Annotated in this window: 10 protein-coding genes; 4 read left to right on the top strand and 6 right to left on the bottom strand. The window is 68.7% G+C overall.

Features of this window, described 5'->3' with window-relative positions:
• A partial coding sequence (locus CYJ26_RS10260; RefSeq protein ID WP_180950892.1) for an InlB B-repeat-containing protein occupies positions 1-4,266 on the bottom strand: 4,266 nt, incomplete at its 3' end.
• Between the two features lie 337 nt (positions 4,267-4,603).
• Between CYJ26_RS10260 and CYJ26_RS10255 the strand changes: the two genes are divergently transcribed.
• The 3 genes from CYJ26_RS10255 (at position 4,604) to CYJ26_RS10245 (ending at position 7,053) form a co-directional block, all read left to right on the top strand.
• The gene (locus CYJ26_RS10255) at positions 4,604-5,131 is read left to right on the top strand and encodes a YagU family protein (RefSeq protein ID WP_101638384.1); all 528 of its coding nucleotides are present in this window, start codon (positions 4,604-4,606) and stop codon (positions 5,129-5,131) included.
• A gap of 10 nt (positions 5,132-5,141) precedes the next feature.
• Positions 5,142-6,632 carry a beta propeller repeat protein gene (locus tag CYJ26_RS10250; protein WP_101638383.1) on the top strand — a complete coding sequence of 497 codons (1,491 nt, stop codon included), beginning with the start codon at positions 5,142-5,144 and terminating at the stop codon, positions 6,630-6,632.
• Positions 6,633-6,852: 220 nt separating this feature from the next.
• Positions 6,853-7,053: a hypothetical protein gene (locus CYJ26_RS10245; protein WP_006549204.1), complete on the top strand. Its 201-nt coding sequence runs from the start codon at positions 6,853-6,855 to the stop codon at positions 7,051-7,053.
• On the opposite strand, the gene purN is transcribed toward CYJ26_RS10245, so the two are convergent.
• The 4 genes from purN to sucC all read right to left on the bottom strand — a co-directional run bounded on the left by purN (position 7,050) and on the right by sucC (position 11,480).
• On the bottom strand, positions 7,050-7,682 hold the full coding sequence (purN, locus tag CYJ26_RS10240) for a phosphoribosylglycinamide formyltransferase (RefSeq protein ID WP_101638382.1): 633 nt from the start codon (positions 7,680-7,682) through the stop codon (positions 7,050-7,052). The two genes, CYJ26_RS10245 and purN, sit on opposite strands and share 4 nt — an antisense overlap.
• Entirely contained in the window at positions 7,672-9,210 is a 1,539-nt protein-coding gene (locus CYJ26_RS10235; RefSeq protein ID WP_229083139.1) for a cell division protein PerM, read from the bottom strand. Before CYJ26_RS10235 ends, purN begins: the two co-directional genes overlap by 11 nt.
• 129 nt (positions 9,211-9,339) lie before the next feature.
• Positions 9,340-10,263: a succinate--CoA ligase subunit alpha gene (sucD, locus tag CYJ26_RS10230; protein ID WP_006549201.1), complete on the bottom strand. Its 924-nt coding sequence runs from the start codon at positions 10,261-10,263 to the stop codon at positions 9,340-9,342.
• A 5-nt stretch (positions 10,264-10,268) separates the two neighbouring features.
• On the bottom strand, positions 10,269-11,480 hold the full coding sequence (gene sucC / locus CYJ26_RS10225) for an ADP-forming succinate--CoA ligase subunit beta (RefSeq protein ID WP_034234968.1): 1,212 nt from the start codon (positions 11,478-11,480) through the stop codon (positions 10,269-10,271).
• Positions 11,481-11,733: 253 nt separating this feature from the next.
• Between sucC and CYJ26_RS10220 the strand changes: the two genes are divergently transcribed.
• Positions 11,734-14,100 carry a 6-phosphofructokinase gene (locus tag CYJ26_RS10220; RefSeq protein WP_101638381.1) on the top strand — a complete coding sequence of 789 codons (2,367 nt, stop codon included), beginning with the start codon at positions 11,734-11,736 and terminating at the stop codon, positions 14,098-14,100.
• A gap of 1,123 nt (positions 14,101-15,223) precedes the next feature.
• Here CYJ26_RS10220 and CYJ26_RS10210 read toward each other — a convergent pair.
• A complete protein-coding gene (locus tag CYJ26_RS10210; protein ID WP_101638380.1) occupies positions 15,224-15,835 on the bottom strand; it encodes a glycoside hydrolase domain-containing protein in 612 nt (203 codons plus the stop codon).
• Positions 15,836-15,950 lie beyond the last annotated feature (115 nt).

The following is a 15,950-nucleotide window of genomic DNA, read 5'->3' as shown; positions in this document are numbered from 1 at the left end:
CTTGATGCCGTCGATCTTGACCGCGCCCGTGAGGTCGAGCGTGCGGCCCGGGTAGACGGCATAGACCGCCTCATGCTCGGTGTCACCGCCGGAGAGGATATCGCCGGGGAGCGTGAGCGCCATCGGCGCCGGGATACGCGTGGTGTAGCGGATCGAGGCGTCGCCGTCAGGCGCCGCCGCGTCTTTACCATCCGCCCACTGGCTGCCGTTCCAGCGGAACGAGAAGGTGCGCTGGGTTCCCGAGGCGCCCGTGGCCACGGCCTTGAAGAAGCCGGACACGGCGCCGGTCACCGTGAGGTCCGTGTTCAGGGGCGCATCCTGGGTGACCTTCACACCCGGCACAGTGATCTTGAGCCAGGAGCTCTCGCCCTCAGCGACACCTGCCGCAGCCACGGCCTGCTTGAGCTGGAAGTAGTTCGTGATCCGCTCAGACCCACTCGTCAGCCGGTCCGCAAGCTCGAAGGTGACCGTGAAGGTCTTCCCATCAACCTTGGTGGAGGAGACCTTGAAGGTGCGTGCGAGGCCGTCCGCCGTGACCTTTGAGAGGTCCGTGGGCAGCTCCATGCCCTCAGGCACCGTCATCGTCGCCGTGAAACCGAAGCCCTTGAGGTCCACGGCAATCGTCTTCGGGTCGGGCTTGTTGAACTGGCCCTCGATGGCCTCCATCTGCTCCTTGATGCCGGTGATGTCCACCGCGCCCGTCAGGTCCACGGTGTCGCCGCGCAGCGTCTGGTGCACGGAGGCGTGCTCGGTCTCGCCATCACCAAGGATGTCGGACGGCAGATCGAGGTCAAGCGGGGTCGGCGTAGCGACGGTGAGCTGGATCACGTCGCCCGTGGCGCGCGCGTCGCGGCCCTCATCAGTCTGCGTGCCGGTCCACTTGAACGAGAAGTCGCGGACCTTGCCCGACTCGCCGGTGGCCACGGCGCTGAAGGTACCGGAGACCCCGCCGGTGACGGTGAGCTCGGTGCCGTCGGCCACGCCCTCGTCGATCGCGATACCTGGGACGGTGAGCTTCATCGTGTCATCAAGCGCATACACGGCCGCCTTGAGGTCGGCGTAGGTCTTGATGCCCGAAGCGTTCTTCAGGTTGAAGGTGACGGTGACGGTCTTGCCCTCAACCTTGAGATCGCTCACCTCGAAGGTGTCAGCGAACCCGGTGTCAACCACCGTGTCCTTGGTGAGGACCGCGGGGAGCGTCATGCCCTCAGGCACCGTGAAGGTGGCCGTGAAGGTGGAGGCGGGGTCGGCGATCGAAATGGCCTTCTGGCCGTTCTCGTCGTTTACCACGCCGTACGTGGCCTCGATGCCGACCATCTGGTCCTTGATGCCCTTAGTATCAATCGTGCCGGTCAGGTTGATCTTGTCACCCTGGTAGACGCCAAGAGGAGCCTTGCTCGTGGTGTCAGTCCCCGCACTTGGGGCAGCCTCGCCGGCGCGCTGCGCCGAAGCAAGCATGTCCGCCGGGAGCCCCAGCTCAAGAGCCTTCTTCACGAGGATCGTCTGCTGAATGGTGGTGTCGTCAGTGGCACGAACGTCCTTACCGCCCTCGACCTGGGTACCATTCCAGGACAAGTCGAACTTGACGGCAGCGTCCCCACCCTGGGCGAGGGCCTGCATGGAGCCCGCCACGGTTCCCGTGGCCGTGAGCTCGCCAGCGCCGACGCCCTCAGCGAGCGTGAAGCCCGGAATCGTCAGGGTGATCTGGTCTGTGAACGGGCTCGTGGGAGCAGCCCGGAAAGCCGCCCCAGTTGGTGCTACTCCGTTGCCCGCACCATTCACGGCCTCCTTGAGGCCGAGGTAGGTATCGAAGGACTGGGTGAGACCAAGCTTCACCGTGACGGTCCGCCCGCTCACGGTGACATCGTCGACCTTGAAGAGGCTGCCCAGACCCTCAGCCTGGACCTTCGAGGCATCGAGGTCAGAGGGAACGGTGACCCCCTCAGGCAGCGTGAGTGCGGCCGTGAAGGTGGACGCAGTGCCCGAGAGCCTGATGTCCTCCGGCTTCACGCCCGGGAACTGCCCTTCGATGGCGGTCATCTGCTGCTTGATGGCCGAGACGTCCACCGCACCAGTCAGGCTGAAGGACTCGCCCGCATCCGCGTCCACGATCAACGCCGACTTGCTGTCAGCCTGACCCGAGGCAGAATCACCCCACATGTCAGCATTGATGGTGCCCTGGTAGGGGAAGGGGGTGACGTTCAGCTGCCACTGGGCATAGAGGTCCACACTCGCCACATCCTCGGCGAGCGTGCGATCATCGCCCGGGTTCACAGTCTCACCCGTACCATCAGCCTTCGTATTCCAGGACACGAAAGTACGACCCTGGGCGTTGAATGCAGGCTCCTTGGCGGCAGCGTCCGCAACGGAGATCGCCGTGTAGGCGCGGTCGGGCGCGCTGTAAGTCGCCGAGTAGGCGGTATCCGTAGCGAGGTTCGTGTGATAGACCACGCTGTACTTCACGGCCGGGTTCTCCCACTTCGCGTACACCGTCATGTCGCCAGTCACGGCCGTGGCAGCCGCGTCGAATGCCTGTTCCTTGCCGGAGGCATCCTTGTAGAACCAACCCAGGAACTCATACCCCTCAGCCGACGGCTCAGCCGGCACCTCAGTCGAACCCGCCACCACCGAGCTCGCCACCGCCACCGCATGACCACGAATAGCCTTCACGGTCTTATCAGCCGTGGACTTGTCAGCGAACTTCGCTGCAGAGATCTTCGCGTCGTCGGCGAGAGCAGGGTCGTTCAGCGCGAACGTCATCGTGGCGGCCGGGACCCACACGTGCTTCTGGCCGTCGCTCGTGGCGTTAGCGACGCGGTACTCATAGGCCTGGCCGTTCTTGTTCAAGGGGTTCAACACACTCACCGACGAATCGGCGAGTGTGAAGAGGGAGAGCTTCTCGTTGCCATTGGCCTCACCGTTGGTGGCCTGGGTATTGGCAAGGTTCGATTTGCCATCAAAGGCCGTGAGATACGACCCGCCGGTCACCACGAAGGCCTGGCCGGTCGGACCGAGTGCAATTCCGTCATAGGTGGTCGCACCCGTGCCCTTCGCCGGGGTCAGGAGCACAGTGTCACCCGTGAGCGTGACGGAGGAACGATCGTTGACCGCCTCGCTTGACCCGCCGACGACGATCTTCGTCTGGCTGACGTTCTCGTCCACCTTGATCGTCGAGCTGTCGAAGGTGACGTTGGCGCCCCAGTTGATGTTCATGGCGCCCATGCCGGAGTTCTTGACCTCGATGGTTGAGTTCCGATAGGTCTGGCGCCCCTGCATCGTGAAGACTGCGCCGTCCACGATGATGTGGGAACCCTCGATCAGCGAGGGGGTGCCACCGATAAAGCCCAGCGCTTCCTTGTCGAGGACGAAGCCGAAGAAGTTCTTCTTCGTGAAGGTGCCCTTCACCATGAATGTAGAGTCCTTCATCTGCACGGTGGAGCTGGCGCCCTGGACATTGAAACGGATTCCCTCTGTGGACATTGAGACATCGTCTAGGTAAAGTGACGCGCCGCGCCCGCCCCAGGGGCCATAGTCTGGATCATCCTTCTTTGCCATCACAGGGATTCCGGACACCTTGAGCGTGGCGTGAGCAAACCGCGCGGTGCCTGAGTAGAAGAACGCGCGGCCCGTCTGGGCACCGGTCGTGGAGTCGATCGAGATGTTCAGGGCCTCACGGCTGGTACCGGTGATGGCGCCCTGGGCGTTCAGACCCACCTTGTTACCGTTGAGCACGTAGGTGCCGTCGGTGAGGGTCGCGCCGTTCTGCACGAGGATCGCGGTGTCGAAACCGCTCATGGAGAGCGTCACGCCGTTCTCACCCCTGAGGGTGGAGCCCTTGGCGAGGGTGAGACCATTGGCACCGGCGCCTGCCATCGTCGTGTCCGCGGAGACGACCAGGGTCACCCCGGCGGGGATCGTGGCGGCCGGGAGCGCGTCGAAGGCGCCCGCCACGTGAATCGTCTTGATCGCGCCGTTCGAGTTCTTCTGAAGCTCGAGAGCTTTCGCGAGGGACTTAAGCGCCGTGGCGTCCGCGGCGCCGGCGTTGGCGTCATCGCCCGTGGAGCCATTGACCCATAGCTCGGTGAGGACGGCAGGCTCAGCGGCAGCATCGTCCATCGCAGCGTCCTTCTCGACGCTGACGTCAGGAGCAACCGGAGCCGCTGCAGCTTCCTCAGTGGCAGGATCTGCAGCCGGGTCTGTGGCGGCGTCGGCAGCCTCCTGTGGCGCGGGAGCCTCAGAGGCGGGTTCCTCTGCCACCTCAGTCACCGCGGCGACAGGCGCGGGGTCATCTTCAGCAAAGGCTCCAGTCACCGGCGACACCAAGGTGAGGGACACCAAGGCCGCCGTGAGAACCGACAAGGTCCTCTTGAAGCGGGGTAAACGATGCATCACAAGTCTCCTCTTTCGGGGGAATAGCTGCGACGGCTGGGACAAGGGGATACACACTCACTTTACCAAGACAGTTCACAGAGAACACACCTATGTTCGACTTCACCGAGCGGCCGATGCGATCGGACCAACTCCCTGTCTTGCACCGCCCACTACCCTTGACTTGAGTCCCAGCGCGGCCGGTTGCGGCTAGCCGCATGACAAGGAGGTCCTCATGCTCACTCGCTGCCCCGCACGCTCCCGTCGACGCCGCCCCGCTCGTGGTTCCCTTCTCCAGGCCGCCGGCGTCGGCATGCTCGCCGGCCTGGTCTCCGGCATGGTCAAGATCGGCTGGGAGGCTGCTCTGCCCCCACGCACCCCGGAGCGTGACGACCCCAACCCGCCGATGCACCTGCTCGAGCAGCTGGGCATCCCCGCCGAGGTCCGCGAGGCCACTGTCACCTTCAACGAGAACCAGGTCCCCGTGACGGGCCTGGCCGTCCACCACGCCTTCTCCGTGGCCATGGCCGTCCCCTACTGCGTCGCCGCCCGACGCTGCCCCGCCATCACCGCCGGCGGCGGGGCGGTCTACGGCCTTGGCGTGTGGGCCGGCTTCCACCTGGGTCTTCTGCCGGCGCTGGGCACCGTCCCTGCGGCCACCGAGCAGCCCTGGCAGGAGCACATGTCCGAGGCCGCCGGGCACGTGGTGTGGGCCTGGTCGATCGAGGCCGTCCGCAGGGCTCTGGCTCCCACCACACGCTAAGGCCCACCACATGGTCGCCTCGCCGGAGCCACAGCGCGCGCCACGCAGGCGCGTGCGCCCCCTCCTGCTGGTCTGTCTCATCCTCCTCGCGCTCGTCTTCATCGCAGCTGCCGTCTTGAGCGCCTTCTGGCTGCGCTACGAGGAGCCCGGCATCCCCGGCCAGGTCATCCCTGCCCTCAGCGCCACGCAAGACGACAGCGGAAAGGCAGGCTCCGGCGTCGGCAGCTCCGGCGCGGAGGCCGGAGCCGTTGCAGAAACCGCGCAAGGTGAGCTGGCGCTGGACGAGGCCAGCGTGGTCCCGGCCGTGAGGCGATGGTTCGGTCAGTGGGTGGAACAGCACCGCTCACTCACCGTCTCCCCGTCCTTCCAGCTCTCTGGCGGCTCGGCCACTCAAATCCAGTGGCTCGGTCTGGCAGACGAGCGCAGCCAGGAGACCATCGGCAACCGCGCCTGGGTCCAGGTGGACGTGGGGCTCCACCCACGCCTGCCCGCGATCGAGCACTTCACCAGCTCAGCCTTCACCGGCCAGTCCACGGTGCTCTACCGCCAGGGCTCCCGGATCGTCGGGCAGCTGGTGCTCGAGCTGTCCCCCACGGCCGGTGGCTACCGCGTCATCAGCGTGATCACACCTGTCCAGTACCAGATCAGCACCGATCCGAGTCTGCGGGAGGAGCCACCGGTCGAGATCCTGCCGGACACCTCTGTGCCCGCGACCTACCGGATCCGCGAGGGCGAGCTCGACGTCACCTATGACTCCGGGGCCACCTGGATCACCGTCCCAGGCGGCTACGAGGGCGTTACCGCCGCGGCCAGCTCCCTGCCCCGCACCAGCCTGGACCGAGGAGGCTACGTGGTCTCGTCTGAGTTCACAGGCTTCCTCTTCTACGGCCCGGACAGCGGCCAGGGCCAGGGCCAGGGCCAGGAGGTGAGTCTGCTCTACTCCCTGGACGCAGGCACCAGCTGGCAGCGCAGCGTGATCGGCCAGGGCGACCCGCAGACGTCCTTCGTCTCCTATGCCGAGGGCACCGTGGGCGTGGGCTTTGCCGTGGACCGGGCGCTGGGGTCCTCCTACTACGGTGCGTGGCGGGCCCAGGTGGACGCCCAGGAGCCCGACGCCGGCCTCACCTGGCAGAAGGTGCCCGTGCCAAGCGCCGTCACCAATGACATGACGCTCGCAACCTGGGTGAGCCCGAGCCTGGGGATCTTCGGGAACGATCGTGGTTCCCTGGCGATCACGCAGGACGCTGGCGCCAGCTTCACGCAGGCCGCGATCCCGCAGGCCAGTGAGCTGGTGTCCGTGCTGGGCTTCGACCCCTTTGACACACCCGTCGCAGCGCAGGCGGTGGACGGCGTCATCGAGGTGGTGATCGGCCAGGGCGAGGACGCCGACTACGCCGAGGACGGCGAGATCCAAGAAGCAGTCTTCGCCTACGACCCCGCCACCAGCGGCTTCCGCTTCCTACGCCAGCAGGCTGCTCCGCAGCAGGTTGAGGTGGGCTGACGGCTCCTTCCCTTTGAGCAGGGAAGGTGCTCAGCGGTACATGGAGGCCGGGCCACCGATGGCGGCTTCTCTCCGCATGACACGGACGCGTCTGCGCCGAGGCAGCGTGGTCAGGAAGGCCTAGAGGCATGGGACTCATCTACGAGGAGCGGCGCACCCAAGGGGGCAGTATCATTAGCCGTGTCACCAGCACAGCCTTTGCCTACTGAGAGATGCGGCGATGACGCAGATGAGACGCCTCGCGGACCTTGACCTGAGGGCCTTCTTCATCGTGCTGTCAGGCCTGTTCATCTGGTCCTTCATCCTCATGCTCACCCATGAGTCAGCGATGGCTGAGGAGGTGGGAGGAACAGCGATGCTGATGCTTCTCCCAGCCCTCTACCTGTCGCACAGGCTCCACCGTTCGGAGCCTGAGAGCTAGAGGGAACCTTTCCCCACCCGCGCCAGGCGGCCGACCTGCTCCACCAGCTGCGGGGTCTCGGCAGCCTTGACCCGGTCAGTGAGGGTCTCCTCAGTGTCCCCCTCTAGCACCGGCACCTCCACCTGGGCGATGAGCGCGCCGGTGTCCACGCCCGCGTCCACCCAGAACAACGAGGCGCCTGTACGGGTGGCGCCGGCTGCCAGGGCGTCCCGCACGGCGTGCGCGCCCGGGAAGTCCGGTAGCAGCGAGGGGTGGGTGTTGAGGATGCGCCCCTCAAAGCGCGCCAGGAAAGGCTCGCCCAGCAGGCGCATGAATCCGGCGCAGACCACGAGCTCGGGCTCCAGCGCGCCCACGGCCTCAGCCAGGGCGCGGTCCCAGTCAGCACGATCGGCAAAGTCCCGCGGCGTCACCACTACGGCCGGCACGCCGGCAGCGCGGGCGTGGCCCAGGCCGGCGCACTCCTTGTCCGCCACCACGCCCACCACGGCGGCGCCGTAGGCCGGGTCCTGGCAGGCGCGCAGCAGGGCCAGCAGGTTCGAGCCCGTGCCAGAGACGAGGACGACGAGCCGGGCAGGCCCGGCCGTGGAGGACGTGATCACGTTGCTGGGAACAGCGTTGTCAGTCGGCATCATTGCCTTCCTTTCTCACCTGGGTCAGCTCCGTCGTCGCCACATCCGCCTGGTCCTCGATCACTTCGACGCGAGGAGCCTCGCCGCCGGCGGATCCGGCAGCCTGCGGATCGGCGGCCTCCTGGTCCCCGGCCTGCGCGGCCTCACGCTCGGCGCGCACGCGCTCTCTGCGCTCCTGGGCCGCACGCGCACCGGCCTCGACCTTCTCACGCGTGCTCGCCGCGGCCGATCCGGCCGCCGACACCGTCTGACGCACACCGTGCTCCGTGGCCACTCGAGTGCGCGGGTGGACCAGCACGGCAGCCGCCACCAGGCCCACGCCAAGCTCCACCAGCAGCAGGACCACCGTCATGAGGGTGTTCGGGCCAACCTCGGTGAGCCTGCCCGGACCGATCGAGCCTGAGGCAGCCAGGCAGCAGGCGCCAACCCCGAGCGCCACCATCAGCGCCGCAGCCACCGCCGCGATCACCACCTGGGCCAGCGGCAGCGCCCGCAGGCGGCGCCGACGCACCCACACGATGACCAGCGCCACCGCCGTCAGCGCCATCGGCAGGTAGAGGCCAGCGCTGGAGCCCTCGCCTCCCACCGGAGCGGTGGGCAGCAGGCCCAGCAGCGGCAGAGTCGGTACGGCGCCGGCCACCACGTGGTCGGGCGTGAAGGTCGAGCCCGCGCCCACAATGAAGCCCGGCCCCGCCAGCCAGGACAGGGCCCACACGAGCGTGGTCGGCACCCAGCCCAGCTGCAGGAGCACCAGGCCGAGCGAGGCGATCACCCCTCCCCCAGCCAGGGCGTCATGGAGACGGGAGACGCGCGCGGCGCCGTCGACCACCGCCGCCAGGAGCACCAGGACGCTCGCAGCCACCAGGGCCACGGCCGCATCCCGCGTGAGCACCAGGGCCGGACTCACCCAGGCCGGGCGCTCATGCCACCAGCCCGTCAGGCGCTGGGACCCCAAACCCCGGCGCTGGAGGTCTACCCCCACCACCACCGCGGTCAGCAAGGCCGTGCCCACGATCGCCGGCCAGGTACGCGAGCCGCCCGGCGAGGTGAGCAGGAGCAGGAAGGCAGCCAGCGCCGTCGTCGTACCCACCACCAGGCCGCCGGAGGCCGCAGTACGCAGGTGCGCGCGGCGCACGGCCGAACGGGCCAGGAGGAGCTGCAGGAGCGTCAGGCCCAGCAACGGCAGCTCAATCGCGCCAGCCGGCTCGCTCGGCGAGCCGTATCCGCCGCCCAGCCCCAGCGACCACAGGGCGCTGCCCGTGCGCAGAGCCGCACCCACGGACAGGGCCGCGGCGGCATCCATCGACGAGGTCGCCATGTAGACCGCCAGGGTGAGCACGATGACCACGAGCCAGCCGCCAAGCACCGCCTCCGCCCCTGCGCGCACGGCAAAAGGCCAGTCAGGCGGCAGGTGGAGGGCAGGCAGGCGCAGGGAGCGCGTGCGGGCACCGGCACGTGCGAGCAGCGAGTTGTCCTTCAGTGCGCTCTTCAGTGCTCTGCCTTCCCTTGCTGCGGGCGACGCCGTCAACCCCTCTGACCTGGGCCGCCGTCAGACTACCGCGAGGACCAGGCACACCGGGCGCAGGCAGGCCCGGCCCGGCGGGGCGTCAGTGCGCCACCTGCCGGGCCGGGCCTGCCTGCCGCGTGCGCGGGGCCGCTACAGCGCGCGGTAGAGCTCGCGGGCGATGTCCGCGGTCTCGGTGGGGGTGCGTCCCACGCGCACGCCCACGGCCTCCAGGGCCTCCTTCTTGGCCGCCGCCGTGCCCGAGGAGCCGGAGACGATCGCGCCGGCGTGGCCCATCGTCTTGCCCTCAGGCGCGGTGAAGCCGGCCACGTAGGCCACCACCGGCTTGGTCATGTTGTCCTTGATGTAGGCAGCCGCCCGCTCCTCCGCGTCACCACCGATCTCACCGATCATGACCACGAGCTTGGTGTCCGGGTCCGCCTCGAAGCCGGCCAGGGCGTCGATATGCGTGGTGCCCACCACCGGGTCGCCACCGATGCCGATGCAGGTGGTGAAGCCCAGGTCCCGCAGCTCGTGCATGAGCTGGTAGGTCAGCGTCCCGGACTTGGAGACCAGGCCGATCGGGCCGGGGCCGGTGATGTCCGGCGGGGTGATGCCCACGTTCGAGCGCGCCGGGGAGATGATGCCCGGGCAGTTCGGACCGATGATCTGCACACCCTTGGAAGCGGCGTAGGAACGGAAGTAGGTCGCGTCCGCCACCGGGATGCCCTCGGTGATGACCACCACGAGCCTCATGCCGGCGTCCACCGCCTCGATCACCGCGCCCTTGGCGAAGGCCGGGGGCACGAACACCACGGAGACCGTGGCGCCCGTGGCCTCGCGGGCCTCAGCCACCGTGCCGTAGACCGGAACCTCCACCTCGCCGGCCTCCCCGGTGCCGGCACCGGGGCCGATGGGCTCGACGTCAAAGACCACCGTGGTGCCCGCCTTGCGGGGGTTGACGCCCGCGACCACCTGGGTGCCCGCGCACAGCATGCGACGGGTGTGCTTGCGTCCCTCCGAGCCGGTCATGCCCTGGACGATGACGCGGTCAGACTCGTCAAGAAAGATGCTCATGGTCCTCAGGCTCCCTGCTCGCTGCTTGCTGCGTTCTGACCGATCTTCTCGGCCAGGGCGGTGACGACGTCAGCCGCGCCGTCCATCGTGTCCACCACCGTGACGCCGTCGATCGCGGCCTCGGCCAGGATCTGGCGCCCCAGAGCGGCGTTGTTGCCGTCCAGGCGCACCACGATCGGCTTGTCGAAGTCCTCCAGGGTGCTCACCGCCGTCACGATGCCGTTGGCCACCGTGTCACACGAGGTGATCCCGCCGAAGACGTTGACGAGGATCGCGCGCACCTGCGGGTCGCTCGCCACCACCTCCAGGCCCGTGGCCATGACCTCCGCCGAGGACCCGCCTCCCAGGTCCAGGAAGTTGGCCGGGCGCATGCCGCCGTGGCGCTCGCCAGCGCCCGCCACCACGTCCAGGGTGGACATGACCAGGCCCGCGCCGTTGCCGAGCACCCCCACCTCACCGGTCAGGCGCACGTAGTTCAGCCCAGCCTCCTTGGCACGCGTCTCCAGCGGGTCCGCCGCCGAGGTGTCCTTGAGGGCGGCGTGCTCGGGGTGACGGAAGGAGGCGTTGTCATCCAGGCTCACCTTGCCGTCCAGCGCCAGCACCGTGCCGCTCGGGGTCAGGACCAGGGGGTTGACCTCCACCAGTGTGGCGTCCTCAGCGGTGAAGACCTCCCACAGCCGGCCGATGACCTGCGCCACGGCGTCGGCCACGGCACCGGGCTCAAAGCCGGCCTCAGCCGTAATGCGCGCGGCGACCTCAGGGGTAATGCCCTCGATCGGGTCCACGGCCACGCGGGCCAGCGCCTCGGGGCGCTCCTTGGCCAGGGTCTCGATCTCCATGCCGCCCTCGCGCGAGCACATGGCCAGGTAACGGCGCTCGGCGCGGTCCAGGAGGATGGAGAAGTAGAACTCGGAGTCGATGTCCGCACCCTCGGAGATGAGCACCGTGCGCACGGTGTGGCCCTTGATCTCCATGCCGAGGATCGCCTCAGCGTGCTGGCGGGCCTCAGCCGCCGAGCGGGCGAGCTTGACGCCACCGGCCTTGCCTCGTCCGCCGGTCTTGACCTGGGCCTTGACCACAAGGAGGTCGGTGCCGCAGTTCAGGAGCTCAGTGGCCACCTGCTCGGCCTGCTCCGGGGTGGTGGCGATCTGCCCGCCGAGCACGGGAACCCCGTGCTTCGCGAACAGCTCCCTCGCCTGGTACTCGTAGAGGTCCATAGACGTCATGTCCTTCCGGGTCCGGTTCCCGTCTGGCCGCGGCGACCTGCCTGCGCCGCACCGGGATGATCCGCGCACGAGCCTAGCGCGCGACCCCCATCACACGGGCGTAAACGCGACCAGGAGTTAGGACCAAGGTCCGCAACGTGCCGACGCAAGCACCGCCGTCGTCACGCCTGCCGGCCAAGGGAAGGTGACGCCCGGCACCCGAGCGACCACAATGGGGCCTGACGACCCTGCGGGAAGGACACCCATGGACCAGCACGCCACGCGCCCCGAGCCCACGACCAGCCAGGAGGCGATCCTCACGCCCGACGGCGAGCGGGTGCGGGTCGGCATCCTCACCTCCGGCGGGGACGCCCAGGGAATGAACGCGGCCGTGCGCGCCGTCGTCCGCGCCACCCTGCGCATGGGTGCCCAGCCCTACGCCGTCATGGAAGGCTGGGCCGGGGCCGTGGCCGGCGGGGACGGCATCCGCCCCCTGGAGTGGGACTCCGTGGGCTCTATCCTCCACAAGGGCGGCACGATCATCGGCACCGCCCGCTCGGCCGAGTTCCGCGAGCGCTCCGGCCAGCTCGACGCCGCCGCCCACCTGCTCGAGCACGGCATCGACCGGCTCGTGGTCATCGGCGGGGACGGCTCACTGACCGGCACCAACGAGTTCCGCCACAACTGGCCCGGCCTCGTGGACGAGCTCGTGGCCAGCGGCCGGGTGAGCCCCGAGGTCGGCGCCGCCCACCCCGCGCTCATCGTCACCGGGATCGTCGGCTCGATCGACAACGACCTCGTGGGCGCCGACATGACGATCGGCACCGACTCCGCCCTCCACCGCATCCTGGAGGCCATTGACGACATCTCTTCGACCGCCGCCTCCCACCAGCGCACCTTCGTGGTCGAGGTCATGGGCCGCCACTGCGGCTACCTCGCCCTCATGGCGGCGGTGGCCGGTGGCTGTGACTACGTGCTCGTGCCCGAGCTTCCGCCGGGTGAGGGCTGGGAGGAGGACATGTGCCTCAAGCTGCACAAGGGACGCCAGGCCGGGCGCCGCGAGTCCATGGTCATCGTGGCTGAGGGCGCCACCGACCGCGAGGGCAACCGCATCACCGCCGAGGACGTGCGCGTCATCCTCAAGGACCGCCTGGGCGAGGACGCGCGCGTGACGATCCTCGGCCACGTCCAGCGCGGTGGACAGCCCAGCGCCTACGACCGCTGGATGTCCACGCTGCTGGGATGTGCGGCCGCCCGCGAGGTGCTCACCGCCACCACCGACTCCGAGCCGGTCATCATCGCCGAACGCCACAACCGCATCCACCGCCTGCCCATGATGGAGCAGATCGCCGCCACGCGCGCCGTCAAGGACCTCGTGGCCGCCCAGGACTTCGAGGGGGCGGTGGCCGCGCGCGGGAACAGCTTCGGCCAGATGCTGTCCATCTTCGAGACCATGTCCACCCCGCCCGAGCTCGACCCCGCGGCACTAGGCGAGCTGCACCACGAGGCGGCTGCGCCGTCGGCCAGCGAGCTCGCCGCGGCCCGGCGCGTGGCGATCATCCACGCCGGAGGGCTCGCGCCGGGCATGAACACCGCCGCGCGCGCCGCGGTGCGCCTGGGGCTGGACCACGGGATGACCATGCTCGGCGTGCACGGTGGGTTCCCGGGCCTGATCGACGGGCGGGTCAGTGAGCTGAGCTGGGACGACGTGGAGGGATGGGTCGGTGACGGTGGGGCCGAGCTCGGCACGCGCCGCGAGATCCCCACGGTGGAGCAGCTCTACACCCTGGGCCGTTCCATCGAGTCCCACCGGATCGACGCCCTGCTGGTCATCGGCGGGTACAACGCCTACCTCGCCTCCCACCTGCTGGTGCGCGAGAGGGACCGCTACCCCGCCTTCAACATCCCGATCGTGTGCGTGCCCGCCTCGATCGACAACAACCTGCCCGGCAGCGAGCTGAGCATTGGCGCGGATACGGCGCTCAACAACGCCGTGCGGTCCCTGGACGCCGTCAAGCAGTCGGCCGCGGCCTCGCACCGCTGCTTCGTCACCGAGACGATGGGCCGCAAGTGCGGGTACCTCACCCTCATGAGTGCTATCGCCGCCGGGGCCGAGCAGGTTTACCTCCACGAGGAGGGGATCACGCTGACGCAGCTGGCCGCGGACTCTGAGCGCATGGTGGAGTCCTTCCGCTCCGGGCGCAAGCTCTACCTGGTGGTGCGCAACGAGCGGGCCAGCGAGAACTACACCACGGACGTGCTGGCCAAGATCTTCGCGCAGGAGGGCAAGGGCCTGTACGACGTGCGCCAGGCGATCATCGGGCACGTCCAGCAGGGTGGGGATCCCACGCCCTTTGACCGCATCATGGCGACCAAGCTGGTGCACAACGCCCTGGGGCTGCTGGCTGAGGAGCTGGAGCGCGGTGGCACGCAGTCCAGCTATGTGGGGCTGGTTGAGGGCGCGATCGCCCACCACCCGCTGGAGCGCATGTACGACCAGCTTGACCGCGACTCGCGCCGGCCGCGTGAGCAGTGGTGGATGGGGCTGCGCGAGGCGGTGTCGCTGGTCAGCCACTCCACGGGCACGCTGGCGCCTGAGCAGGTGCCGACCTTCGGGCCGGCCGGAGAGTAGGGCAGTTCCCTCCCTCTGGTTCCCTTCTCGCGAGTTCGCCTCGGGAGTTCGCGTCGTGCACTCCCCTCGCCCGGGGGCCGGTCCGGCGCCGGAGCCTTCATCGCCGCCATGGCGGGGCGCACTCCCCTCACGAGTTCTCCTCGCGCACTCCCCCTCGCCCGGGGACGGTGTTTCCCCCCTCCCCTCCGGGATCGGCGTTTCCCTCTCCGGGATCGACCACGCCGACCTCGACCGACCACTCAAGTCTCCACCGACCATGTATTGCTCCTTCGACCACCAGATTCACGCAAATGCCGCGGTCGGGCAAGCAACAAGTGGTCCGTCGAGCAACAGGTGGTCGGTGGACGTCAGCACGGCTGAGCCTGCGCCGAACACTGGTGGTCGGTCGGAACATGCCTGGTCCGTCGAGGCGCAGGTGGTCGAACGAGCGCCGCCCCCCAGCAGTCGATCGAGCAACAAGTGGTCAGCCGGCACATACGTGGTCGGTGGCGGTGTAGGTGGTCGGTCGGAACATGCGTGGTCCGTCGAGACGCAGGCGGTCGAACCAGGCAGGAAAGACCCGCGATCAGAACCCACGACCGACCACGCCAAACTCAACCGACCACTCAAACCTCCACCGACCATGTGTTGCCCCTCCGACCACCAAAATCGCGCGAATACCGCAGTCGGTCCAGCAACAAGTGGTCCGTCGAGCAACAAGTGGTCGGTGGAAGTCGACGCGGCTGAGCCTGTACCGAACACTGGTGGTCGGTGGATGCGCAGGCGGTCGGACCTTGAGCGGCTAGCGGGGCTCGCAGGGCCGGAGTAAGCCCAGGCAGGCGTCAGGCCGGGCCCAGAAGGGCTCGTGCCCCAGGGCCCTACAGCACCTCCAGCTGGGTCAGGCGGGCTCCAGATGGGAAAGTCCAGCGCACTGCCTCGACGGTCGGCGCCAAAGACAGGTCGCCGAACTCCGCAGGCACGCCACCAGGACAGCTCGCGGCACCGTCAGGCTCCGGCCACGCACGCTCACCCATCGGCGCACCACCAGCCTCCGGCCAGGCACACTCGCCCTCCGGCCAGGCGCACGTTCCCGGCAGTTCCAGGACGCGGGTCTCACCCGGCCAGCGGACGGTCACCCGGCGGTTTACCGGCGTACTCCAGCCCCCCCCTGGCGACGCACCGAGACACTCACCTCCACCTCGCCAGGCTCGGCCGCCGTCAGCGTCCACACCCGCGCCGGCTCGTCCTTCTCCGCCACCAGCTCCAGGCGCGCACCGACGGCCAGATCCACGGGCGTGACGCCCTCGTCATCAGTGAGGCGAGCGACGTCGTCGTTCTCCCCTAGCAGGCGACCACGCGAGGTGAGGTCATGGCGGTAGCCCTGGCCCTCCAGCCACCCCGGCCCCGCCTGACCGCGACCCCAGCCGGTGGGCTCAGGACTAAGCGTCACCACGATCTCGCAGTCCCCGTGCAGGAGGGAGGCCGCGATGAGCGGACTCGTCCAGACCTGGCCGTTGACGCTCACCGCCGCGCTGTAGATCCCCTCCCCCTGCGTGCGCACGCTCAGGCGCGTGCCGTCGGGCCGCGTCCAGGTCACCGCCGGCAGCTGCGGCGTGGTGAGCACAAAGAACCCGGAGGCCACGTCCAGCGGGTAGAGCCCCATGGACACCAGCAGCCACCAGGCGCTGAACTCGCCGTTGTCCTCGTCGCCCGGCCAGCCCTGGCCGATCGCGGCACCGTCAAAGAGGCTCTTCACGAACGAGGGTGTAGCGCGGGTCTAAACCCTCCGGCTTCGAGCAGCGACCGAGCGATGTAGTGGGTGAGGTTGCGGAAGCCGAGGGCGGAGCCGCGGAGGTGTTCGAGTCGCCCGT

The organism is Actinomyces urogenitalis (assembly GCF_002861525.1).
In the GTDB taxonomy this organism is placed as follows: Bacteria; Actinomycetota; Actinomycetes; order Actinomycetales; family Actinomycetaceae; genus Actinomyces; species Actinomyces urogenitalis.
The sequence above is the reverse complement of the archived record's forward strand: the minus strand, read 5'-3'. Positions and strand labels throughout refer to the sequence as shown.

What these genes read in the sequence shown, in the direction of transcription:
- CYJ26_RS10255 (WP_101638384.1), top strand. Translation starts at nt 4,604, where the DNA reads ATGCTCACTCGCTGCCCCGCACGCTCCCGTCGACGCCGCCCCGCTCGT.
- CYJ26_RS10250 (WP_101638383.1), top strand. Translation starts at nt 5,142, where the DNA reads ATGGTCGCCTCGCCGGAGCCACAGCGCGCGCCACGCAGGCGCGTGCGC.
- CYJ26_RS10245 (WP_006549204.1), top strand. Translation starts at nt 6,853, where the DNA reads ATGACGCAGATGAGACGCCTCGCGGACCTTGACCTGAGGGCCTTCTTC.
- purN (WP_101638382.1), bottom strand. Translation starts at nt 7,682, where the DNA reads ATGCCGACTGACAACGCTGTTCCCAGCAACGTGATCACGTCCTCCACG.
- sucD (WP_006549201.1), bottom strand. Translation starts at nt 10,263, where the DNA reads ATGAGCATCTTTCTTGACGAGTCTGACCGCGTCATCGTCCAGGGCATG.
- sucC (WP_034234968.1), bottom strand. Translation starts at nt 11,480, where the DNA reads ATGGACCTCTACGAGTACCAGGCGAGGGAGCTGTTCGCGAAGCACGGG.
- CYJ26_RS10220 (WP_101638381.1), top strand. Translation starts at nt 11,734, where the DNA reads ATGGACCAGCACGCCACGCGCCCCGAGCCCACGACCAGCCAGGAGGCG.